Below are 21,410 nucleotides of genomic sequence, written 5' to 3' on the forward strand. Positions count from 1 at the left end.
AACTTCAACCAGTCAAAGTCATGGTGGGTCTGACAAGACTTGAACTTGTGACCCCACGCTTATCAAGCGTGTGCTCTAACCAACTGAGCTACAGACCCTCAGATACATCTATGAAGAACAACTTGTTGTGGATTCTTACCAATCGTCAATCTTTCGTTAAGGAGGTGATCCAGCCGCAGGTTCCCCTACGGCTACCTTGTTACGACTTCACCCCAGTCATCGGCCACACCGTGGTAACCGCCCTCTTTGCAGTTAGGCTAGCTACTTCTGGTGCAACAAACTCCCATGGTGTGACGGGCGGTGTGTACAAGGCCCGGGAACGTATTCACCGCGGCATTCTGATCCGCGATTACTAGCGATTCCGACTTCATGGAGTCGAGTTGCAGACTCCAATCCGGACTACGATCGGCTTTTTGAGATTAGCATCACATCGCTGTGTAGCAACCCTTTGTACCGACCATTGTAGCACGTGTGTAGCCCTGGCCGTAAGGGCCATGATGACTTGACGTCGTCCCCGCCTTCCTCCAGTTTGTCACTGGCAGTATCCTTAAAGTTCCCGACATTACTCGCTGGCAAATAAGGAAAAGGGTTGCGCTCGTTGCGGGACTTAACCCAACATCTCACGACACGAGCTGACGACAGCCATGCAGCACCTGTATGTAAGTTCCCGAAGGCACCAATCCATCTCTGGAAAGTTCTTACTATGTCAAGGCCAGGTAAGGTTCTTCGCGTTGCATCGAATTAAACCACATGCTCCACCGCTTGTGCGGGCCCCCGTCAATTCATTTGAGTTTTAGTCTTGCGACCGTACTCCCCAGGCGGTCTACTTATCGCGTTAGCTGCGCCACTAAAGCCTCAAAGGCCCCAACGGCTAGTAGACATCGTTTACGGCATGGACTACCAGGGTATCTAATCCTGTTTGCTCCCCATGCTTTCGCACCTCAGCGTCAGTGTTAGGCCAGATGGCTGCCTTCGCCATCGGTATTCCTCCAGATCTCTACGCATTTCACCGCTACACCTGGAATTCTACCATCCTCTCCCACACTCTAGCTAACCAGTATCGAATGCAATTCCCAAGTTAAGCTCGGGGATTTCACATTTGACTTAATTAGCCGCCTACGCGCGCTTTACGCCCAGTAAATCCGATTAACGCTTGCACCCTCTGTATTACCGCGGCTGCTGGCACAGAGTTAGCCGGTGCTTATTCTGCGAGTAACGTCCACTATCTCTAGGTATTAACTAAAGTAGCCTCCTCCTCGCTTAAAGTGCTTTACAACCATAAGGCCTTCTTCACACACGCGGCATGGCTGGATCAGGGTTCCCCCCATTGTCCAATATTCCCCACTGCTGCCTCCCGTAGGAGTCTGGGCCGTGTCTCAGTCCCAGTGTGGCGGATCATCCTCTCAGACCCGCTACAGATCGTCGCCTTGGTAGGCCTTTACCCCACCAACTAGCTAATCCGACTTAGGCTCATCTATTAGCGCAAGGTCCGAAGATCCCCTGCTTTCTCCCGTAGGACGTATGCGGTATTAGCATCCCTTTCGAGATGTTGTCCCCCACTAATAGGCAGATTCCTAAGCATTACTCACCCGTCCGCCGCTAGGTCAGGTAGCAAGCTACCCTTCCCCGCTCGACTTGCATGTGTTAAGCCTGCCGCCAGCGTTCAATCTGAGCCATGATCAAACTCTTCAGTTAAAATCATTTTGTACCTTATTTAAAGACAAGGTACCAATTCTGGCTCATCAATTACTGACTTAAATTTCGCTCAAATAAACTTCGAGTAATTTAAACCAATCAATCAATGAAAATTATTTCGATTAATCAATCAGTAAAAATCCACACAAGTTGTTCTTCAATTCTCTTAATGATTTTTCTGCTCTTCGTCAGAGACAGATTCGACACAATACCAAGCTTTTATCTCAACCCTGTAAGCTAAGATATTCTCGTGTATCGCGTCGGGATGAGTGCATTATAGGGAAAAAAAACCGGTACGCAAGCACTTTTATAAATATCAGTGTTCGACCGGTTCTTTTTCACTCAAATAAAGTTTATAAAATTATTAAGCATTTGATTTATATCATTAATTTATTTTTTCGATGTTTTAATCTTTATATCTACAATTTTTATAGGCTGTTTTGGCACGTTTTGATGCATGCCATAGTTTGATGTAGGAACCTGAACAATACGATCAACTACATCCATTCCTTTTACCACTTTACCAAAAACGGCATACCCAGGATTTCCCGGTGAACGGTTAAGAAATTTATTATCTGCAACATTTATAAAAAACTGGCTAGTAGCTGAATCTGGATCTGATGTACGAGCCATGGCTAAAGTACCACGCGTATTTGCAATACCATTTCCTGCTTCATTCTTAATAGGCGCTCGTGTTGTCTTTTCCTGCATATTTGCAGTCATGCCACCACCTTGTGCCATGAAACCTGGAATCACACGATGAAAGATTGTCTCTTTATAAAAACCAGACTTTATATAGCTTTTAAAGTTATTCACACTAATCGGTGCTTTGTCGTCATATAACTCTATTTCGATGTTGCCTAAATTTGTTTGCATCTCAACTAAGCTATTAGCCCATACTGAGTGACTACTTAGACCTAGACAAAACAACATCAATAGCTTTTTCATATTTTCCTACAATAAAATTTATAAAAAGATAATCATTAAATCTAATCGTCTACAGCAAAGAATTCTAGTGAGTATTTATTAAGAATTTTAATTCTATTTTCTAAGTAATCCATGTTCCACGTGAAACATGGATTACTGTGTTTGTTTAACTATTTTTATCCCAGAATTTTCTAAAGTTTTTACTAATTTCGATAGTATGGCGTTTCGCTTTTCTAGAAATTGGTGTCAGATTAATAAAACCATGTGTCTGTTCCGGAAATTCTTCGTAATACATTTTTACGCCATTTTGTCTTAACTTATGACTATATATTTTTGCTTCGTCATGTAAGACATCATGTCCGGCTGTAATCACAAAAGCTGGTGGATTTTTCTTTAAGTTGCCATAGGTAGGTGAAATAATTGGATCATCAAGTTCTACATTATGCTGAGTTGCATAATATTGTGTGACGTAATCAATATCGGTATTTGTTAAAACCAACCCTTCGTTATAAGCATAAAAAGAAGGATGTCTGCTTTTGAAATCCACTGTTGGATAAATAAGTAATTGTGCTTGCGGAGCATAAGCTTTATTTACTGATCTTTGCGCAACAACAGTACTAATATTTCCACCTGCACTGTCCCCTGCGACCGCTATTCTATTTTTTAAAATTTTTAATTGTCTGCGGTTTTGATAAACCCATGCTAATGCATCTTCACATGACTGAATTAAATGTTGTGGTGAAACTTCCGGAGCAAGAGGATAGTCGATACTGAGTACCTGTACTTTTGCATATTTAGCTAATAAACGACAAACCTCATCATGGGTATCTAAACCACCTACGACAAAACCACCTCCGTGATAAAACACGATTAATGGCAATTTCTTGTTAGGAGCAGGATGATAATGTCTGGCAAAGATTGTCCCGCTTTGTAGTGGTAGGCGAATATCCTCTACTGAATCAATATAAGTTGGTTTTTGGCGTATAGCCTGCATTTGTGCATCAAACATTCTTCTTGATTGAATGGGGTCAGAGCCAATAAAGCCCTCTTTCCCCTGTTTAATTTGCACAGCCATCATGCATTTAGTAAATGAATCAAGATCTGGATATTGATAAGAATATCCTAAAATTTTCGCAAGAGACTCTTGGGCTAGTCGAGGCAACCTATCGAGTGCTCGAGCGGCAGGGCCTTGCCCTTTATCTAGCAATGTTTGAATTTTTTGATTAAATGCTGTCATGCCTGTCTCCTTGAATCCCTCTTATCCTTCATATTTTCTACAGAATTCTTTGTTGTTTGACTATATTCGCATACAACTCATGCAATCAAGATACAAAGGTAAAAACCAATCTACGCTAATCTGATTTATAGCAAATGTCATTAACAAATCTGTCGATTAAAACAGGACTTTTTTGCCAATTATTGTTAACAGACAAAAAGAGGTACCGCTATGTCAGCAAAACTAGTTGTTACTATGTTAGCAACCAGTCTTTTAACTGTAGGCTGTGTTGCTTACCCAGATGATCCTTATTATCGTGGTGGCGGATACGTTTATCATGACCATGATCGCCGCTATGATCGTGATGATCAACGTCGATATAATGATTGGGAACGGAAGCGTTGGGAAGAGCGTCAACGAGTATACGAACAACAACGTAAAGATATTCGTGAACAAGAAAAAGATCGTCGTGAATGGGATAAAAGACACCGTGAATGGGATAAAAAACGGGTAGAAGATCGAGATCATGATCGCCGAGATTATCGTCATGATGACTAAACTTACTACTATATAAAAAGCCCCAAAGAAATAAGTCTTTTGGGGCTTTTTTGAGGAATATAAATTCTCTCTAATCTATAGAAAAATGAGTAGCAGCTCATTTCATATATGTATTGGCATCTTGAACATATATGTTCTATAAACTCATATCTCTTATTTTTAGCAGCAAATTACTGAGCAGTTGCAGAGCCTGAAACTGAACCAGAAGCACCAGCATCTACTTGACCTGGTTGTGCTTGACCAGAAACACCTGCATCAATACCAGCACCTGCTTGTACCCCAGATGGGCTAGCACTTGTTTGAGCAGAACCTGATGCGTTTAAACCGGCTTCAGATGCACAACCAACAGCTGTAAAAGCGACACCAGCAAGCACTACAGAGATAAGACCTAATTTTTTCATAATCACTTTCCTTTCATTACGACAAACGTTTAAATGCAAAGTTCATCTTCGCGCTGCCTATAATTCACAATTTTTTTTTCTGGCGTGCGTATCATTGGTTGTCTTTTCTAGTAATAGAAGTACAAATTCTGCAATTTTTTATTAAATTCAATTTTTTAATCTGACCAATCTATTTTATAAATTAAACCATAGATAAACGTTTGTTTAATTTTATCAATTTTTTCTTTTTATTCTGCTGAGCCATTATATTTAAAATTTTTCCATTTATAGAAACGCTATATAAGGTACGTAGACTGTTACAGAGCTTTTTTACCCTTAAAAGTGGTTTACTCATAAAAAAGCCGCGAATGATCGCGACTTTTTTTGAAAGTGAATATGGCTTAAACATTAAATTATGGCCACTGCATTTCACCTTTTACAACTTTAGCCCCTAACTCTAAGCTATCAACACTTTGAAGAGTTGGATATTGCTTTTGCATAACTTTGCTCAACTCAGCAGAGTTTTTAGTTGCTTTAGCTGCCTTTTCATAACTATTTAAATAGTTAATCGAGAAATTAACCGCATCGAGACCTTGTGGAGCTCCCTCAACCATATGTGCAGGCACAACAATTTTAGGCTGAAGGGCTTTGATACTTTCTAAGGATTGAATAACTTCCGCACGATCTTTAGTTTTAGGAGTATCGGCCATCCATAAATGAATGCCTGAAGACACAGGGATTCCGCCTACTACTGCTTTTGCAGACGGTACCCATAAATAGGTAAGTTCTTTTTTACCTTTAATTTCGATTGATTCATTTTCAAGTTTTAAAGTTTTAGCTGTATAAGCTTGAGGCACAATAATTTGGCTAGGTGCATTTGCACCCATTTGTGGTCCCCAATATTTAACTTTAAGCGCTTGAGTATCCTGAATATGCTTTACTGTTTCTGGAGTGGCAATAATCTGTACATTCGGGAAATACTGTTTAAATACATCTAAACCAAAGTAATAGTCTGGGTCGCCATAGCTTACAAAAATTGTTTTTAACGTTTTACCGCTATCTAGAATATTTGCGGCAATGCGCAATGCTTCAGATTTTGAGAATTGCGCATTAACCAATAGAACTTCTTTATCGCCTTCAATTAAAGTAGAAGTCACGCCAAAATGTTCGGGTTTAGCCAGAAAACTCTGAATTTTGAGATCTTGAGCAAAAGCTGACTGAGCCATAGTTAATGCCGTTGCAGTAGTAAGCGCAGAAGCTGTTAATTTAAATAATTTCATTAGGTATTCTCCTGTTTCATGAAGAACACTTTAAATTGCAATTTATGTAAGATAAATGCACTAATTTAAGATAAACTGTTGCATATATTGTAATAATAGCTAGACATATGGATACTTTAAAAGCGATTCAGGTCTTTGTTTCTATTGCACAACATGGCAATTTGATCAAAGCCGCAGAACATCTTAATTATTCTCGCGCCATGGTTTCACGTTATCTTGAGCATCTTGAACATACATTCTCAACTCGACTTTTTCAGAGAAATACCCGAAAAATATCCCTCACTCCCGCAGGTGAGAAAGCTCTGCTCTACTGTGAAAATATTTTACAACAACAACAACTTTTACAAGAGCTCGCAGCGCCTGAGCAACATAACGGTACAATCCGTTTTACATGCGGTTTATTTTTGTTTGAACTTGGAGTAGCAGAATGTATTCGCCAATTTAAACGTCAGCATCCGCATATTAATTTCGATGTTTATTTGACTGAAAACACTATGGATCTTATAGATGCACAAGTGGATTTAGCGTTACGTATTACCCAAAAGGTAGCCGATGGTTTAATTGCACGACCAGTTTGTCAGATCGAGTCCGTTTTCTGTGCTCATCCAGATTATTTAAAACAACACAGTCCCCTGCTCCATCCTCGTCAGCTGATTCAGCATGAATGTATTGCTCATCATAGTCAGCACCAATACTGGACACTGTTTGATAATGAACAACAACCTCAGAACTATCCTTTGAATGTGACTTTTAAAAGTAATGATGTAAATGCGCTTTACGATATGTGTTTACATGCACAGGGAGTCGCAATGTTACCGTCATTATTAGTTGAAAAAGATTTAAAAGAAAAACGTCTAACCGCTTTATTTAAAAATTTTATGGCTCCTGAGCTAAGCTTGTCGATTGTGTATGCCTCTAGACAACATTTACCTCGAATTACTCAAGAATTTATTGCTTTTATGATCGAAAATTTAGATTTTTACTTAAAACCGCAAAATTAAAAGCTTTAAATTGCCGTGTACGCTTGAATTTTTAGGTAATGCCCATACTTCATCCCTATTAATGAATTACAGCATATGCATGGCAGTTCAGGTTTTACACAGTAAATACTGATGCCAAAAAGGACTGTACATGTTTAAAAACCCATTTAAACGGAGATCATCAATGGCTAATGAGCAAAATGAGCAAGCTCAAGACATTCAAAATGAGCAAGCTGAGCAATCTAACGAGCAAACTCAAGCTGAAGGTGTAGAGCAAGCAAACGACGTTACCGTTGAATCTTTACAAACGCAAATCACCAAACTAGAAGAAAATCTTAAGCTGGAAAAAGCTCGTACAGCAAACGCAGTTTATGAAGCACAAAAAAGTGTAGAGCGTATTCAACGTGAGTCTGAGAAGCATAAAGAAACTGTGCTTGAAAAATTTGCAAAAGAATTGTTGGACTCTGTCGACAATTTAGAACGTGCAATTCAGGCTGCTGGTGGTGAAGAAACACCAGTACTTGAAGGTATTAAGCTAACCTTGAAGTCACTGTTAACAACTCTTGAGAAATTTGGCGTTGTAGAAGCTGATACTCAAAATGGTTTCAACGCAGATTTACATCAAGCTGTTGGTATTGATCCAAATGCCAAAGCCAATGAAATCGGCACCGTTTTACAAAAAGGCTATACCTTAAATGGTCGTTTGTTGCGCCCTGCTATGGTTATGGTTGGTCAATAAAACGAACAAAAGCGAAGCATCGCTTTGCTAAAAGCACAAGAATTTGAGAGTTTTTTGATTTTTTTTCATAAAAATGCTTGAAAAAAACCGATTGACTCTCATATCGAATAACAAGCAAAACATTGCAACAGAATTTTAGAGGAACACACCAAATGGCAAAAATTATTGGTATTGACTTAGGTACTACCAACTCATGTGTTGCTGTACTTGAAGGCGATAAAGTAAAAGTAATCGAAAACGCTGAAGGCGCACGTACAACTCCATCGATCATTGCTTATAAAGATGGGGAGATCTTAGTTGGTCAAAGCGCTAAGCGTCAGGCAGTAACAAACCCTAAAAATACATTATTCGCGATCAAGCGTTTAATTGGTCGTCGTTATGAAGATCAAGCAGTACAAAAAGACATTGGTCTTGTACCGTATAAAATCATCAAAGCAGATAATGGTGATGCTTGGGTTGAAGTAAACGATAAAAAATTAGCACCTCAACAAATCTCTGCTGAAATCTTGAAAAAGATGAAGAAAACTGCAGAAGATTATTTAGGTGAAACAGTTACAGAAGCAGTTATTACTGTTCCTGCTTACTTTAACGATGCTCAACGTCAAGCAACTAAAGATGCAGGTAAAATTGCTGGTTTAGATGTTAAACGTATCATTAACGAACCAACTGCTGCGGCTCTTGCGTTCGGTATGGACAAAAAAGAAGGCGACCGTAAAGTTGCTGTTTACGACTTAGGTGGTGGTACTTTTGACGTATCTATCATTGAAATCGCAGACCTTGATGGCGACCAACAAATCGAAGTGTTATCAACTAACGGTGATACTTTCCTTGGTGGTGAAGACTTTGATAACGCGTTAATTGAATACTTAGTTGAAGAATTCAAGAAAGAACAAAGTGTGAACTTGAAAAATGATCCACTTGCGTTACAACGTTTGAAAGAAGCTGCTGAAAAAGCAAAAATCGAGCTTTCTTCATCAAATGCAACTGAAATCAACCTTCCATACATCACGGCTGATGCGACTGGTCCTAAACACTTAGTGATCAACGTAACTCGTGCAAAACTTGAAGGTTTAGTTGCAGATTTAGTTGCTCGTACAATTGAACCTTGCCGTATTGCTCTTAAAGATGCTGGTCTTTCGACTTCTGACATCTCTGACGTAATTTTGGTTGGTGGTCAGTCTCGTATGCCACTTGTACAACAAAAAGTACAAGAATTCTTTGGTAAAGAGCCACGTAAAGACGTAAACCCTGACGAAGCAGTTGCAATCGGTGCTGCAATTCAAGGTGCTGTATTGTCTGGTGACAAGAATGATGTATTGCTTCTTGACGTAACACCATTAACTTTAGGTATTGAAACAATGGGCGGTGTATTAACACCAATCATTGAGAAAAACACGACGATTCCTGCGAAGAAATCACAAGTTTTCTCTACTGCTGCTGACAACCAACCAGCTGTAGATATTTCAGTTTACCAAGGTGAACGTAAAATGGCTCAACAAAACAAATTGTTGGGTAACTTCCAATTAGGCGATATCCCACCTGCTCCACGTGGTGTGCCGCAAATTGAAGTATCGTTTGACATCAACGCTGACGGTATCTTGAAAGTATCTGCGAAAGATAAGAGCACTGGTAAAGAGCAATCGATTCAGATTAAAGCAAACTCAGGTTTATCTGATGCTGAAATCGAAGCGATGATTAGAGATGCTGAAGCGAATGCTGAGGAAGACCGTAAGTTTGAAGAACTTGCAAAAGCTCGTAACGAAGCTGATGCATTAATTTCAAGCTCGAACAAAGCTGTTAAAGATCTTGGTAACAAAGTGACTGACGATGAAAAAACAGCGGTAAGCACAGCGGTTTCTGAACTTGAAGCAGCAACTAAAGAAAATGATGTTGAAGCGATCAAAGCAAAAACTGAAGCTTTACAAAACATTTTGATGCCTATCACTCAACGTGCTTATGAACAAGCACAACAAGCTGGTGGTGCTGAAGGTTTTGATCCTAATGCATTCCAAGGCGGTGAAGCTGGTCAACAAAAAGCTGATGATGGCGTTGTAGATGCTGAATTTACAGAAGTAAAAGACGACAAAAAATAATTTGTCTCTTTAAAAAAAAGACCGCGCGAAAGCGCGGTTTTTTATTGCTTACAAAAAATAACAATTACAATTTATATATTTTTTGAAATAATTTATTGTCAAAATAGTCACTTATAAAAACTAACTGTTTATTATTTATTGTATTTTTTAAAAAATAAAACCACTGTTATTAAATCCATTAATTTTAAAATTAATGCCAAATAAATAGTTTTATTTATTCTATTTCTTTAGCAAGATCACAAAATGATCGTCTTCTTTGGTCTCCTTTATCACTTTGACGAATCTAAATTTCTCACTAACAATAAGAATTTATTTATATTTTTATTTTGCCATGAAAAAATTTCTATGGTGGGGAATGAGCTTTTACTTAAGTATGAGCTTACACACAGTTGTTTTTGCTCAAAGCAACTTATCAAGTGTTACTTTTAATCAGCCTTTAAAATATAAGATTGATTTCATAGATCCACGCTTTCATCTTACTAAAGAACAATTTATGCAAATTGGTCAAGAAGCTGCTGAAATCTGGCAGAAAGAAACAGGAAAAACTTATTTTATTTATGACTCACAAGCAGAGCTTACAATTAACTTAGTGTTTGATGATTATCAAACTGCTCAAAATGAAAGAAAAATTAATATAAATAAGTTATTACAGCAGCAAGAAGAATGGCGGGAGAAAAATAAAGCTATTCATTTGTTAAAACAACAAATAGATCAGGAAACTGTACTTTTGAATGAGGAAAAACTTCAGCTTAATAATAAATTTGAACAGTATCAGAAAGATGTAACTCTTTATAATCAAGGAAATTTGGGAAAATTCAATCAAGTTGATTTAATCAAACGTCAAACTCAGTTAAATAAACAATCATTAGAATTAAAAGCTAAATTTATTCAACATAGCAATAAGATAGAAAGTCTTAATTCTCAAATTAAGCAAATAAATCAACAGCAAAGCCTGCTTAATGAAACTATTAAACAAATTAATTTAGCCACGACTGTTGGTCCAGAAACTTTTCATAAGGGCTTATTCAGTCATAATCAAATTCAGATTTATGGTTTTAGTTCATTCGATGATTTACGCCTAACCCTTGCTCATGAGTTTGGACATGCATTAGGTCTAAAACATACAACCGACCCAAAGTCTCTAATGTATCCTCGTTTAAAAGAGCAAGATATTCACAACTTCAAATTAACAGATTCCGATCTAAATTTGGTGGTGTTTCAAAAAGTATGCTGACATTAAATGAAGCCATTATTGATGTAAAAAAAGGTTAAGTCGAAAGCTTTAAAATGGTTTTCAATCTTTTTTGAAAAATTACAACTCCTTCTAAAACCACGCCTAATTCGATGCCTTATTTTGCAATTATTACCTTCAATACCTACAGTAAAAAATTTACCAATACTTTGCTTGCAGTTTTTAAAAGCAGTTATGAAACTGTCCCAATGATCACTTGCAATTCGGGTGTAGTGAATACCTAATTGTTTAAGCTTTGTTTTCAATCGTTGAACTGTAGCTAAGTCTCTTTTACCCCAAACATAAGCAACAATCTCACCTGTTTCTCGATGGTAGGCGTAAATAAGCCATTGTTTATTATTTTTATTTCCCACAAAAGTCCAAAACTCATCAACTTCAAGAGACTCATAATGACTTTGTTTAGGCTGAATTTGGTAGGTCGATTCGGTTAAAGTACGTAAAACTTTACCGATACTGATTCGCTCAACTTCAGCGATATCTCGTATACCACTACCTCTGACCATCAACTGTAATATTTTTCGAGTAATGCCTGAATTACATCCTAGATAGCTCAGAGCATGGTCACCAATAAACTGACGTTTACAGTCTTTGCACTGATAGTTTTGTTTCCCATCTACTTTGATGCCATTTTTCTTTATACTGTCACTGAGGCAGGTTGGACATTTGATTTCTAGAGTTATTCGCATTTCTCTATTTTATCAAAATTCAACCTGCTTTGTTTCAGCATACTTTTTGAAACACCACCCTAAATTTATTAGGCTCATTTTATAAATCAAATAGTGAAAACTATTAAAGCTAACCAGTTAAATAAACTAAATAAAATATAAATTAATCAAATTTTACTAATAAATGATTTTTTCAAAGGGTAAAAAATAATGAGACTAAAGTCTCATTTATTTATTCAAATTGTACATTTTTTGATTGATTTTTCACTTTATATTCTTATAATACGTTTTTTTTTAAATCTCCCCCCTGACGACTATGCGCTTAACATCTTTGTTATTAGGCTTAGCTTTTGCTTTCTCTAATTTTCAGGCCAATGCTCACTTGGCTACTTCTGCAAATACTCAAGTTCAGCAGAAAAATGCTCAACATTTGACATATAAAATTGCTGAAGTTGATCCTCGTTTTGGTTTAAGTCAAGATCAATTGCTTGAGATTACTCAGCAAGCTGCTGATATTTGGAAAGAAGGAACAGGTAAAAATTACTTTACTTATGACCCAAATGCAAAGTTAGAAATTCGTCTTGTATATGACGACAGCCAAAATCGTTCAGCAGAGCGTCAAAAAATTTCTGCTCAGTTTAAACAAGATCAACAACGTATCATTGATGAACAGCAGCAAATTAAACAGTTGAAGCAAAATCTAAGTCAAACTCAATCTGATCTTGAAAACAAAAAACAGATCTTAAATGAGAAGTTGAAAAATTTTGATCAACAAATGATGCAGTTTAATCAAGGTCAATTAGCACCTGAATACACAGCAAAATCGCTTGGTAAAACTCAGAAAGATTTACAGAAACAGACTGTTGCTTTAAAGAAAGATATTGCTGCTTATAATCAACAAGCTGCTGACTTAAATAAAAAGGTTAATCACTTTAACCAAATTAATGATAAGTTCAATCAATCTTTAAATCAGTTTAAGCAAAATGCACAAGCTGATGTATTTAAGAAAGGCATTTATAACGGTAAACAAATCACAATCTATGAATATAGCTCTATCGATGATTTACGTTTAACGATTGCTCATGAGTTAGGCCATGCGCTTGGTTTGAAACATAGCGATCAACCTGGTGCCTTAATGTACTCAGTTCGCAAAGACAATGATAAAAGAACTAATGTTTTAACTGACGCTGATCGTGATCTACTAAACGCTTTACCTCAATAATTAGATATGAAACATCAATGATGTATCTATTTTATAAGTAGATACATCGAAATTCATGTCAAAGTCATGTTATTGTGGTTGTAAGAGCTGACTAAAATAGAATGGAGATCAAGATGAGTTATTATCATATCCTGATTGAAGTAAATGACCACATTAGTACGATTGAACAAACTCGAGATATCGAACTATTTGATATTATTGAACTTAAACCGTACCTTCATTCTATTTTGTTGCCTTACTTTAACGAGCAAGAAATTGAGCTTGAAGATGAAAATATTGAATATAAAGATATTTTACATCTTGAAGTTAAGCAAACCTTACTCCCTATCGAGCATTTAATCGAAGAAGAACAAAAGCAGTTGCCAAGTGACACTGATGTCACTATTACTGCTTATGAAATCTTTAATGATCGTGATTTAAGCCAAGATGTCACTTCAGTTATTTTGGACATTTTGGAAGCTGTAAAGCTAGATTAATTCATAGTTTAACTGCTAAATAAAAAGGTCTGCATATGCAGACCTTTTTATTTAGTATCGTTATTACTGCATCATTTTTCGAGCTTGCTCTTGGCGAAATGCACGTAAAATCTGTTGCCCTGCCCGTCCATTTGGATTTAAACCTAAACGAGTTTGTTCCTGACGGATAGCAACGCGAGTTTTATCACCAATTAAACCATCCACAGCACCAATATCATAACCACGATTAATCAAAAACTGCTGAATTTCTCGACGTTCTGCTCGTGAAGTACCAGGGTCATCTGTTGGCCAAGAAGCAACGAATGGTTTACCACCTTTTAAACGATCAGATAAATGTGCAATCGCAAGTCCATAACTTTCTGCTGCGTTATAACTATAAATAGCATCAAAATTTTTAAACACTAAAAAGATTGGGCCATTTGCTCCTGCTGGTGCCATTAAACCAGCAGGCGTATTATCAGACAACGCACCTTGAATTAAAGGTGTACCATCAATTCGGGTTACTCCACGCGCATTCCAGCTACTCAATGATTTTTTAGAGCGACGCCCTTCTCCATCAATTGACATACCTGCTGGGATTTTGACTTCAAAGCCCCATGGCATACCCGTTTGCCAACCAGCTTTATTCAAGAAATTAGCTGTTGATGCCAATGCATCTGCTGTACTAGAGACTAAATCACGACGACCATCACCATCAAAATCAACAGCTAAGCGTTCATAAGTTGATGGCATAAACTGTGTATGACCGAATGCGCCTGCCCATGAGCCTTTAAGCTGATCTTCGGTTAAATCACCACGTTGTAAAATACGCATAGTGGCAAAAAATTCTGTACGGAAATAACTTTGTCGGCGCCCTTCACAACTTAAAGTTCCAAGTGCTTGCAATAAAGGATATTTTCCAGAAATATCACCAAAATTACTTTCAACGCCCCACACTGCCACAATTGTTTCTGGCGGTACGCCATAAGTTTGAGATGCACGATTTAAAACATCTCGATATTGCGCTAATTTTTGTTTACCAAGCTCAACACGCTCTTCATCTACAAGACCAGATAAATAGTCCCAAATCGGTGTCGAAAATTCTGGCTGATAATTTAACTTATCAATTACTGAGTAGTCCGGCGTCAAATTTTGTGTATAGCGGTCATAAGTGCTACCTGAAACACCTGCAGCAATCGCTTGCGAACGTAAATTTGCCAAACAACTCTGAAAATTATTATTAGGCGTGTAAGTATTGCTATTCGTTACAGGAACAGTCGCATTACTAGATATTGTAGAAGTAGAACCATTAATTATCAGCTCTGCTTGAGCCTGAGTCATTGTCAAAAATATAGACCCAACAATACAAGAAAAACGTCGCATATTATCCTAGTTCAATTTTTAAATTTAAATTTGTCTTTACCATACCATTATGGACTCAAAATTTTCAGGGAGAAATCGTAAATTTGAATTCATAATTAATTCTTTAAATTCATTTCAAGAGTTTTAAATTCAAATTTTGCATCTAGTTTTGAATTTAAAACTTCTTACACAAGATTAATTGGTTTTTAAATTCAGAAATCTCTCCTGTAGTTTAAATTCAAAATGCCTCTTTAAATTTAAAACTACAAGCCAAATCCATCTGTGGATAACTTACAAAACCACAGCTCTAAACTGCCTCAACCCCTATATTAGCTATGCTCTTCATCATTTTTATATGCTACAACCCCTTCACCACTCAGAGAGATATTTTAAATTTAAAAGTTAGATATAGTTTTGAATTCAAAACACCACCGAGATAACAAGCATTTTTTTAAATTCAAAACAAACAATAAGCTGATCCACTAGATTTAAATTCAAACTTTAGGTGCTGGGGATAACTTATTTTAAATTCAAAACCACCAAAACACCTTGTTTCATTTTTTAAATTCAAAATAAAAATCCTCATTTAAATTCAAAAAGCTTAATAAAAGTTATCCACAATAGAACAAGATTAGATTTTTTAAATTTAAAAGACAAAAAAAGCGATCCGAAGATCGCTTTTTAGAAATTTTAACTTAATTAAATAGTCATATCAGCTGTCAATGCGAGTGGTTCTGGCAAAATTTTCGCTAATTGACGACATAAACTCGTCAATTCATTACTATCCACAGGCATTAACGTAATGTGGCCCAACTTACGGCCAGCACGTTCTGATTTGTTATAAAGGTGCAGATGAGCGCCATGTAGTGCTAAAACATCTTCAGTTTTAGGATGCTGACCAATAATATTGATCATGACCGTTGGTCGAACAACGTCTGTTGAACCTAATGGTAACCCTGCAACAGCTCGAACATGATTTTCAAACTGCGAACATACGGCGCCTTCAATTGACCAGTGGCCTGAGTTATGCACACGTGGTGCCATCTCATTTGCGCATAAGCCTTGTTCTGTCACAAATAGCTCTAAAGTTAACACGCCAACGTAGTTGAGATGATTCAATAAACGCGTAATGTAATCTTGAGCAACAGGTTGTAGAGCTTCACTGTTCGGTGCAGGCACGATTGAGTGCGACAAAATACCGTTGTGATGGTGGTTTTCAGCCAATGGCCAAGTTTTTACTTCACCATTTTGGCCGCGTACTGCAATAATTGAAACTTCGCGAGAAAATTTAACAAAACTTTCAGCAACTAAGCTTTTTGCAGGGCCAAGTTCAGACCAAGCAGTATCAATTTGGTCTTCTGAACGAAGTACAAACTGACCTTTGCCGTCGTATCCACCAGTTGCTGTCTTAAGTACAATCGGCAAACCAAGTTCAGCAACAGCTTTTTTCAAGCTTTCTAAGCTATCTACAGCACGATACGGCGCAACAGGAATCGCAAGTTCATCAAACAATGCTTTTTCTGATAAACGATTTTGCGCAGTTGCTAAAGCAATACGAGGAGGGTGTAATGTTTTGGTTTGAGTTAAAACATCTACGTCCGCAACGGGCGTATTTTCAAATTCAAGACTGAAAACATCAGCACTTTCAATAAACTGCTTTAAACCTTGTTCATCTTGGCTAGAAAAAACTTGACCTAAAACACCTGCTGGACAATCTGTATTTGCTTCAAAAAAAGTACATTGAATATTTAATGGTAAAGCTGCTTGGGCCATCATACGGCCCAGTTGTCCACCACCAAAAATACCGATAGTTTTATCCATTTCAGCCTCTTAAACTTGTCCCGGAATGTTGTTGCTTGCAACTTTATCAGTTTGTGCAGCACGGAAATCAGCAACATTTTTTGCGATTTCAGGACGAGTTAAACCTAAGATTTGAGCAGCCATAATCGCAGCATTAGTCGCACCAGCTGGACCAATTGCCAAAGTACCCACTGCAATACCTGCTGGCATTTGTACGATTGAAAGTAATGAATCTACACCATTTAAAATTGATGATTTAACTGGTACACCCAACACAGGTAAGTCAGTTTTTGCAGCACACATACCTGGTAAATGCGCAGCACCACCAGCACCAGCAATAATCACTTGAATACCACGATCACGCGCAGTTTCTGCATATTCAAATAAACGGTCTGGCGTACGGTGAGCAGATACCACTTCCGCTTCAAATGGGACACCAAGCTGTTTAAGCATATTGGCAGTATGTTCAAGCGTTGCCCAATCGGACTGGGAACCCATGATAATTCCGACTAAAGGTTGGGTATCTGTTGCGACCGCGTTCATTGGCATTTCCAAAGCGTAAAAATGGTAAAAACTCGACTTGCATCAAGCCAAGCATGAGAGAAAAAGATGAGGCCAATATTATAGCTGTTTTTTCACTCACCCCAAAGCCCAAGTTTATGAGGAAAAAGCATGAATCCGATGGATTTAACAACGATCTGTCTGAAAACCCGATTTCAAATAATTTTACTGGCTTCTAAATACAAAATAGACGCAGCCAAACAGGCATAACATGGCCCAAACATAGTCTAATTTAAACGGCTGCTTAAACAGCAACACCATAAATGGCACAAATACAATAAGCGTAACCACTTCTTGGGTAATTTTCATTTCACCCAAGGTCCAGTTTTGATCACTCAAGATTCGAGTTGCTGGAATCATAAAACTATATTCCAGTAGGGCAATAATCCAACCGAATAAAATCGCTTGCCAGAATGGGGCATGGTGCAAAAACTTAAGATGCCCATACCATGCAAGTGTCATAAAACAGTTCGAAATAATTAATAGCACAAAAGCTAAAACCGTTGGGCTCAAAGGCACATCCTTCATCATTACGATGATATAAGTATTAATATGGATCAAAAATATTATAAAAGATAAAACTGTAATTCAGCTTAAATCTAAAAAATAAAGCTGTCCGTTTATAGGCATCTCAAACACATAGAACAACAACGAATTTTGACTATCTTTTCCAGTTGAGCCTTGCTATCGTTGCTGGCAAATTTATCAATAATGAAACCACAGTAAATCATATTTATACTGTGTACAAAAGCAGTGGAGAAGGCGAGCAATGCATCTGCATATCTTGGGTATTTGTGGCACTTTTATGGGCTCTTTAGCACTTTTAGCTCGTGATTTAGGACATAAGGTAACAGGTTCCGATTCAAACGTTTACCCGCCAATGTCTACCCAGTTAGAAAACGCAGGTATTGAACTCATGCAAGGCTATGACCGTAGCCATTTACAGCCTCATCCAGATTTGGTTATTGTCGGCAACGCCATGAAACGTGGTATTGATGCTGTGGAATACATGCTCAATGAAGGCCTGCCATATATTTCTGGTCCACAGTTCCTTGCAGATCACGTTTTACAAGGCAAACATGTCCTTGGTGTGGCGGGTACTCATGGAAAAACCACGACTACCACCATGCTCGCTTGGGTACTTGATCAGGCGGGTTTAAACCCAGGCTTTTTAATTGGTGGTGTGCCACTTGGTTTTAGTGAAAGCGCTCGTTTAGGTGGTGGCAAATACTTCTGCGTTGAAGCTGATGAATATGACTCAGCTTTCTTTGATAAACGTTCTAAGTTTGTTCATTATCATCCAAAAACGGCGATTTTAAATAACCTTGAATTTGACCATGCCGATATTTTTGATGACTTAGCAGCGATTCAAAAGCAATTCCATCATCTTGTTCGTACCATTCCAAGTGAAGGCCGTATTATTGCGCCAATTACCGAAACTCATATTGATGAAGTGCTTGAAATGGGTTGCTGGACGCCAGTGATTCGTACTAGTTTAGAAGCGAATGAAAAAGCTGCTTTATCTGCCGAATTAATTTCAATTGATGGCAGCCATTTTAAAGTACTCGAAAATGGCAATGCCGTTGGTGAAGTGAAATGGAATATGACAGGGCAACATAGCGTAGCGAATGCTTTGGCAACCATTGCAGCCGCTCAACATGTGGGTGTTGCACTTGAAACGGCTTGTGAAGCTTTATCTAACTTTGGCGGTGTGAAACGCCGTATGGAGTTACTCGGTACAGTCAATGGTATTGAGGTTTATGATGACTTTGCTCACCATCCAACAGCAATTGATACAACTTTAGATGGCGCACGCAAACGCTTAGGTGAGCGCCGTTTATGGGCCATTATTGAACCGCGTTCAAATACCATGCGTATGGGCAGCCATAAAGATGGCTTGGCGCATTCAGCACGCTTAGCAGATGACGTTATCTGGTACCAGCCAGAAGGTTTAGACTGGGATTTACAACCTGTAATTGAAGCTGCATCAAACCGTGCTCAAGTCAGCCATTCACTTGATGAAATTATTAACCGTATTGTTAATGAAGCAGGTGAGGGCGATGCTGTTGTGATTATGTCTAATGGCGGCTTTGGTGGCTTACATCAAAAACTTATAAGCGCATTAAAAGCAAAAGCTGCTTAACTTTATCTCTAGATGATTTAATAAAAAACGGGTTTCAGTTTGAAACCCGTTTTTTTAGTTTAATGGTTTTTAAACCTGCTTTGGCTTTATATCTTCTATAAATTTATTCGAGATGAATAAACGTAGCGTATAGACAATACCCATCGCAAATACGCTATATCCCACGTTATTACAAATAAATGGAATACATAAAATAATGAGTGCAGTAATAGGATAAAACCATTTAGAAATTCCAGCTAAACATTCAAACTCGTATAACATCCAGATACAAGTGGTATAAAGCACCACACTCACTGCGACAATTACACCCATATATAAATCAGAAATATGTGCATGATGGGTCGTGACATCCACGGCGGCGGCAAGCGCAGCACCTACCGCAGCAATACTCACAAAAACAAAATAATGACCATAACCCCATACAAATGGACGCACACCTTTAAAATGATGATGCTGTTCACTGCGATCAAAGTAAGCCCACCACATTGCGAACATGAGCATCAATCCTCCAATCATTAAGAAAACGGCAGGAATATTGATAGATTGAGCCGCAAGCGCATCACGTATGGCATTAAAACTACCTACAATTGATTCGCCCAAAACAATAATCGTGAGTAAGGCATAGCGCTCTACAATATGATGAGGATGCCACGGCGTAGGCGAATGTTTTTCTGCATAGATCGGAACAAATAACTCGAGCACAACCAGACATAAAAATAGAGGTATTGAAAGTACATGAGCAAAGTTAGCCACAAGCCAGCCAATTTGTACCAAGACTATACCGATCGCATAACGATAAGCCGTAACTCGCCGTTCAGGATCATGTTTTGCTGCGCGGAGCCACTGGGTGACTAAAGCTAAGCGCATAATCACATAACCCACAATAATGATGTCAAAGTCCTGACTACGAAATACATCAGGAATACCTGCGGCCATGACCAAGGAACCCACAATCTGTACAAAGGTAAGGCACCGATACAATGCATCATCATTATCGTAAGCTGAAGCGAACCATGAAAAATTCATCCATGCCCACCACAGCGCAAAAAACACCATTAGGTAGCTTGGCAGTGCATGCCAGAGATGATTTTCAATAATCGCGTGGTGTAACTGCTGACCGGCTGTTGCAATCGCGACCACAAAAATTAAATCGAACAATAATTCGAGGGGAGTTGCTGCTCTATGCGGCTGTTTAGGATCTCTTGGAGATAAAGGCCTCAAACTTAATTTTTTCTGTTTTTCTTGAGTAGTCATAAAATAACGTTCTCGAATAAAGTGCCAACACGTTAACACTTTAATATTAACCACCAGATCACGCATTAAAAATTATTTAGGTCTGCTGTTTAATGTTTAGTCACAAACAAACTATATTTCATTTTTGTGACAATTCTTTATCAAGACAACACGCTTAATTCTTTATCATAGCCCACGTTTTTTGTTCTTGTTTGGAATATGAATGTCTTTAGAAACACTCAACCTTAGCTTATTCCATGTCATAAATGGTGCTCAGGATGCGAGTCAATTTATCATTCGCCTTGCTATCTTTTTTGCTAATGATCTCCTCTATATTCTTTTATTCATCCTTACATTTTTATGGTTCTACGGCGATCAAGATTTAAAAAATAGGGTCATTAAATCTGTCTTTTTAACCTGCATATCACTTTTAGTGGGTTATGTTATTTCTCTGTTTTATCATCATCCAAGACCATTTGTGATGGGTGTGGGCACCACGTTTATTGAACATGCACCAACAGCATCTTTTCCAAGTAATCATATGCTGATTTTCAGCACCATAGCCCTGTCTTATTTGTTTGCTCAGCGCAAAATGATTGGAATCATTCTGTTATTTTTGTCATTTGTGGTAGCGTGGTCACGTATTTATTTAGGTGTGCATTTCCCTTTAGACATGCTGGGGGCTTTTATTGTCGCGCTTCTGGTCAATACGGCAGGTTATTACTTCTGGAATGCTTACGGTACAAGTTTGACCGCATTCTTTATTCACCTTTACCAAATTATATGCAAACCGCTTTTAGACCGCGGTTTGATTAAATAATCCGTAGATTTTTTTTATATTAAAACCAC

17 protein-coding genes, 1 tRNA gene, 1 rRNA gene and 2 pseudogenes are annotated in these 21,410 nt (G+C 38.0%); 9 read left to right on the forward strand and 12 right to left on the reverse strand.

Features of this window, described 5'->3' with window-relative positions; translation table 11 throughout:
- Positions 1 to 21 precede the first annotated feature (21 nt).
- From F985_RS24725 to F985_RS24740, 4 genes are all read right to left on the reverse strand, one after another.
- Positions 22 to 98 (reverse strand) — tRNA-Ile (locus F985_RS24725).
- 59 nt (positions 99 to 157) lie between these two features.
- Positions 158 to 1,695, reverse strand: a 16S ribosomal RNA gene (locus tag F985_RS24730).
- Between the two features lie 390 nt (positions 1,696 to 2,085).
- Positions 2,086 to 2,643: a peptidylprolyl isomerase gene (locus F985_RS24735; RefSeq protein WP_004706142.1), complete on the reverse strand. Its 558-nt coding sequence runs from the start codon at positions 2,641 to 2,643 to the stop codon at positions 2,086 to 2,088.
- 145 nt (positions 2,644 to 2,788) lie between these two features.
- Positions 2,789 to 3,859, reverse strand: a complete 1,071-nt coding sequence (locus tag F985_RS24740) for an alpha/beta hydrolase (RefSeq protein WP_004706145.1) — start codon at positions 3,857 to 3,859, stop codon at positions 2,789 to 2,791.
- Positions 3,860 to 4,069: 210 nt separating this feature from the next.
- Between F985_RS24740 and F985_RS24745 the strand changes: the two genes are divergently transcribed.
- Entirely contained in the window at positions 4,070 to 4,396 is a 327-nt protein-coding gene (locus tag F985_RS24745; RefSeq protein ID WP_004706146.1) for a hypothetical protein, read from the forward strand.
- Positions 4,397 to 4,566: 170 nt separating this feature from the next.
- Here the strand turns inward: F985_RS24745 and F985_RS24750 are convergent, their stop codons facing one another.
- Both F985_RS24750 and F985_RS24755 read right to left on the reverse strand, forming a co-directional pair.
- The gene (locus F985_RS24750) at positions 4,567 to 4,797 is read right to left on the reverse strand and encodes a hypothetical protein (protein ID WP_004706148.1); all 231 of its coding nucleotides are present in this window, start codon (positions 4,795 to 4,797) and stop codon (positions 4,567 to 4,569) included.
- A gap of 392 nt (positions 4,798 to 5,189) precedes the next feature.
- Positions 5,190 to 6,056, reverse strand: coding sequence for an MBL fold metallo-hydrolase (locus F985_RS24755; RefSeq protein WP_004706149.1), 867 nt, complete (start codon positions 6,054 to 6,056; stop codon positions 5,190 to 5,192).
- A gap of 107 nt (positions 6,057 to 6,163) precedes the next feature.
- Here F985_RS24755 and F985_RS24760 point away from each other — a divergent pair.
- The 4 genes and pseudogenes from F985_RS24760 to F985_RS24775 all read left to right on the forward strand — a co-directional run bounded on the left by F985_RS24760 (position 6,164) and on the right by F985_RS24775 (position 11,102).
- A pseudogene (locus tag F985_RS24760) lies at positions 6,164 to 7,092 on the forward strand (LysR family transcriptional regulator).
- 128 nt (positions 7,093 to 7,220) lie between these two features.
- On the forward strand, positions 7,221 to 7,775 hold the full coding sequence (gene grpE, locus F985_RS24765; protein WP_004706154.1) for a nucleotide exchange factor GrpE: 555 nt from the start codon (positions 7,221 to 7,223) through the stop codon (positions 7,773 to 7,775).
- A gap of 152 nt (positions 7,776 to 7,927) precedes the next feature.
- On the forward strand, positions 7,928 to 9,868 hold the full coding sequence (gene dnaK, locus F985_RS24770) for a molecular chaperone DnaK (protein ID WP_004706156.1): 1,941 nt from the start codon (positions 7,928 to 7,930) through the stop codon (positions 9,866 to 9,868).
- A 331-nt stretch (positions 9,869 to 10,199) separates the two neighbouring features.
- The gene (locus tag F985_RS24775) at positions 10,200 to 11,102 is read left to right on the forward strand and encodes a matrixin family metalloprotease (RefSeq protein ID WP_004706158.1); all 903 of its coding nucleotides are present in this window, start codon (positions 10,200 to 10,202) and stop codon (positions 11,100 to 11,102) included.
- Between the two features lie 2 nt (positions 11,103 to 11,104).
- Here F985_RS24775 and F985_RS24780 read toward each other — a convergent pair whose 3' ends face one another.
- Positions 11,105 to 11,806, reverse strand: coding sequence for an IS1-like element ISPa14 family transposase (locus tag F985_RS24780; RefSeq protein ID WP_001223318.1), 702 nt, complete (start codon positions 11,804 to 11,806; stop codon positions 11,105 to 11,107).
- A 189-nt stretch (positions 11,807 to 11,995) separates the two neighbouring features.
- Between F985_RS24780 and F985_RS24785 the strand changes: the two are divergent.
- Positions 11,996 to 13,007, forward strand: a pseudogene (locus tag F985_RS24785) (M57 family metalloprotease).
- 101 nt (positions 13,008 to 13,108) lie between these two features.
- Positions 13,109 to 13,483 carry a hypothetical protein gene (locus tag F985_RS24790; RefSeq protein ID WP_077164428.1) on the forward strand — a complete coding sequence of 125 codons (375 nt, stop codon included), beginning with the start codon at positions 13,109 to 13,111 and terminating at the stop codon, positions 13,481 to 13,483.
- Positions 13,484 to 13,546: 63 nt separating this feature from the next.
- Here the strand turns inward: F985_RS24790 and F985_RS24795 are convergent, their stop codons facing one another.
- From F985_RS24795 to F985_RS24810, 4 genes are all read right to left on the reverse strand, one after another.
- On the reverse strand, positions 13,547 to 14,845 hold the full coding sequence (locus tag F985_RS24795) for a lytic murein transglycosylase (protein ID WP_004706164.1): 1,299 nt from the start codon (positions 14,843 to 14,845) through the stop codon (positions 13,547 to 13,549).
- A 678-nt stretch (positions 14,846 to 15,523) separates the two neighbouring features.
- Complete coding sequence (locus F985_RS24800; RefSeq protein WP_004706166.1) at positions 15,524 to 16,645, reverse strand: 5-(carboxyamino)imidazole ribonucleotide synthase; 1,122 nt, start codon at positions 16,643 to 16,645, stop codon at positions 15,524 to 15,526.
- Positions 16,646 to 16,654: 9 nt separating this feature from the next.
- Complete coding sequence (gene purE / locus F985_RS24805) at positions 16,655 to 17,167, reverse strand: 5-(carboxyamino)imidazole ribonucleotide mutase (RefSeq protein WP_000994663.1); 513 nt, start codon at positions 17,165 to 17,167, stop codon at positions 16,655 to 16,657.
- Between the two features lie 183 nt (positions 17,168 to 17,350).
- Positions 17,351 to 17,713 carry a DMT family protein gene (locus F985_RS24810; RefSeq protein WP_004711246.1) on the reverse strand — a complete coding sequence of 121 codons (363 nt, stop codon included), beginning with the start codon at positions 17,711 to 17,713 and terminating at the stop codon, positions 17,351 to 17,353.
- Between the two features lie 241 nt (positions 17,714 to 17,954).
- Between F985_RS24810 and mpl the strand changes: the two genes are divergently transcribed.
- Positions 17,955 to 19,328: a UDP-N-acetylmuramate:L-alanyl-gamma-D-glutamyl-meso-diaminopimelate ligase gene (gene mpl / locus F985_RS24815; RefSeq protein ID WP_004706169.1), complete on the forward strand. Its 1,374-nt coding sequence runs from the start codon at positions 17,955 to 17,957 to the stop codon at positions 19,326 to 19,328.
- Positions 19,329 to 19,397: 69 nt separating this feature from the next.
- On the opposite strand, the gene F985_RS24820 is transcribed toward mpl, so the two are convergent.
- Positions 19,398 to 20,648, reverse strand: coding sequence for a low temperature requirement protein A (locus tag F985_RS24820; RefSeq protein WP_004706171.1), 1,251 nt, complete (start codon positions 20,646 to 20,648; stop codon positions 19,398 to 19,400).
- Positions 20,649 to 20,784: 136 nt separating this feature from the next.
- On the opposite strand from F985_RS24820, the gene F985_RS24825 reads away from it, so the two are divergent.
- Positions 20,785 to 21,381 (forward strand): undecaprenyl-diphosphatase, encoded by a 597-nt coding sequence (locus tag F985_RS24825; protein WP_004706173.1) that lies wholly within the window; start codon positions 20,785 to 20,787, stop codon positions 21,379 to 21,381.
- Positions 21,382 to 21,410: the final 29 nt, after the last annotated feature.

Source organism: Acinetobacter seifertii, assembly GCF_000368065.1.
Lineage (GTDB): Bacteria > Pseudomonadota > Gammaproteobacteria > Pseudomonadales > Moraxellaceae > Acinetobacter > Acinetobacter seifertii.

What these genes read in the sequence shown, in the direction of transcription:
- dnaK (WP_004706156.1), top strand. Translation starts at nt 7,928, where the DNA reads ATGGCAAAAATTATTGGTATTGACTTAGGTACTACCAACTCATGTGTT.
- F985_RS24740 (WP_004706145.1), bottom strand. Translation starts at nt 3,859, where the DNA reads ATGACAGCATTTAATCAAAAAATTCAAACATTGCTAGATAAAGGGCAA.
- F985_RS24795 (WP_004706164.1), bottom strand. Translation starts at nt 14,845, where the DNA reads ATGCGACGTTTTTCTTGTATTGTTGGGTCTATATTTTTGACAATGACT.
- F985_RS24735 (WP_004706142.1), bottom strand. Translation starts at nt 2,643, where the DNA reads ATGAAAAAGCTATTGATGTTGTTTTGTCTAGGTCTAAGTAGTCACTCA.
- mpl (WP_004706169.1), top strand. Translation starts at nt 17,955, where the DNA reads ATGCATCTGCATATCTTGGGTATTTGTGGCACTTTTATGGGCTCTTTA.
- grpE (WP_004706154.1), top strand. Translation starts at nt 7,221, where the DNA reads ATGGCTAATGAGCAAAATGAGCAAGCTCAAGACATTCAAAATGAGCAA.
- F985_RS24755 (WP_004706149.1), bottom strand. Translation starts at nt 6,056, where the DNA reads ATGAAATTATTTAAATTAACAGCTTCTGCGCTTACTACTGCAACGGCA.
- F985_RS24810 (WP_004711246.1), bottom strand. Translation starts at nt 17,713, where the DNA reads ATGAAGGATGTGCCTTTGAGCCCAACGGTTTTAGCTTTTGTGCTATTA.
- F985_RS24790 (WP_077164428.1), top strand. Translation starts at nt 13,109, where the DNA reads ATGGAGATCAAGATGAGTTATTATCATATCCTGATTGAAGTAAATGAC.
- F985_RS24800 (WP_004706166.1), bottom strand. Translation starts at nt 16,645, where the DNA reads ATGGATAAAACTATCGGTATTTTTGGTGGTGGACAACTGGGCCGTATG.
- F985_RS24825 (WP_004706173.1), top strand. Translation starts at nt 20,785, where the DNA reads ATGTCTTTAGAAACACTCAACCTTAGCTTATTCCATGTCATAAATGGT.
- F985_RS24775 (WP_004706158.1), top strand. Translation starts at nt 10,200, where the DNA reads ATGAAAAAATTTCTATGGTGGGGAATGAGCTTTTACTTAAGTATGAGC.
- F985_RS24750 (WP_004706148.1), bottom strand. Translation starts at nt 4,797, where the DNA reads ATGAAAAAATTAGGTCTTATCTCTGTAGTGCTTGCTGGTGTCGCTTTT.
- F985_RS24820 (WP_004706171.1), bottom strand. Translation starts at nt 20,648, where the DNA reads ATGCGTGATCTGGTGGTTAATATTAAAGTGTTAACGTGTTGGCACTTT.
- F985_RS24745 (WP_004706146.1), top strand. Translation starts at nt 4,070, where the DNA reads ATGTCAGCAAAACTAGTTGTTACTATGTTAGCAACCAGTCTTTTAACT.
- purE (WP_000994663.1), bottom strand. Translation starts at nt 17,167, where the DNA reads ATGAACGCGGTCGCAACAGATACCCAACCTTTAGTCGGAATTATCATG.
- F985_RS24780 (WP_001223318.1), bottom strand. Translation starts at nt 11,806, where the DNA reads ATGCGAATAACTCTAGAAATCAAATGTCCAACCTGCCTCAGTGACAGT.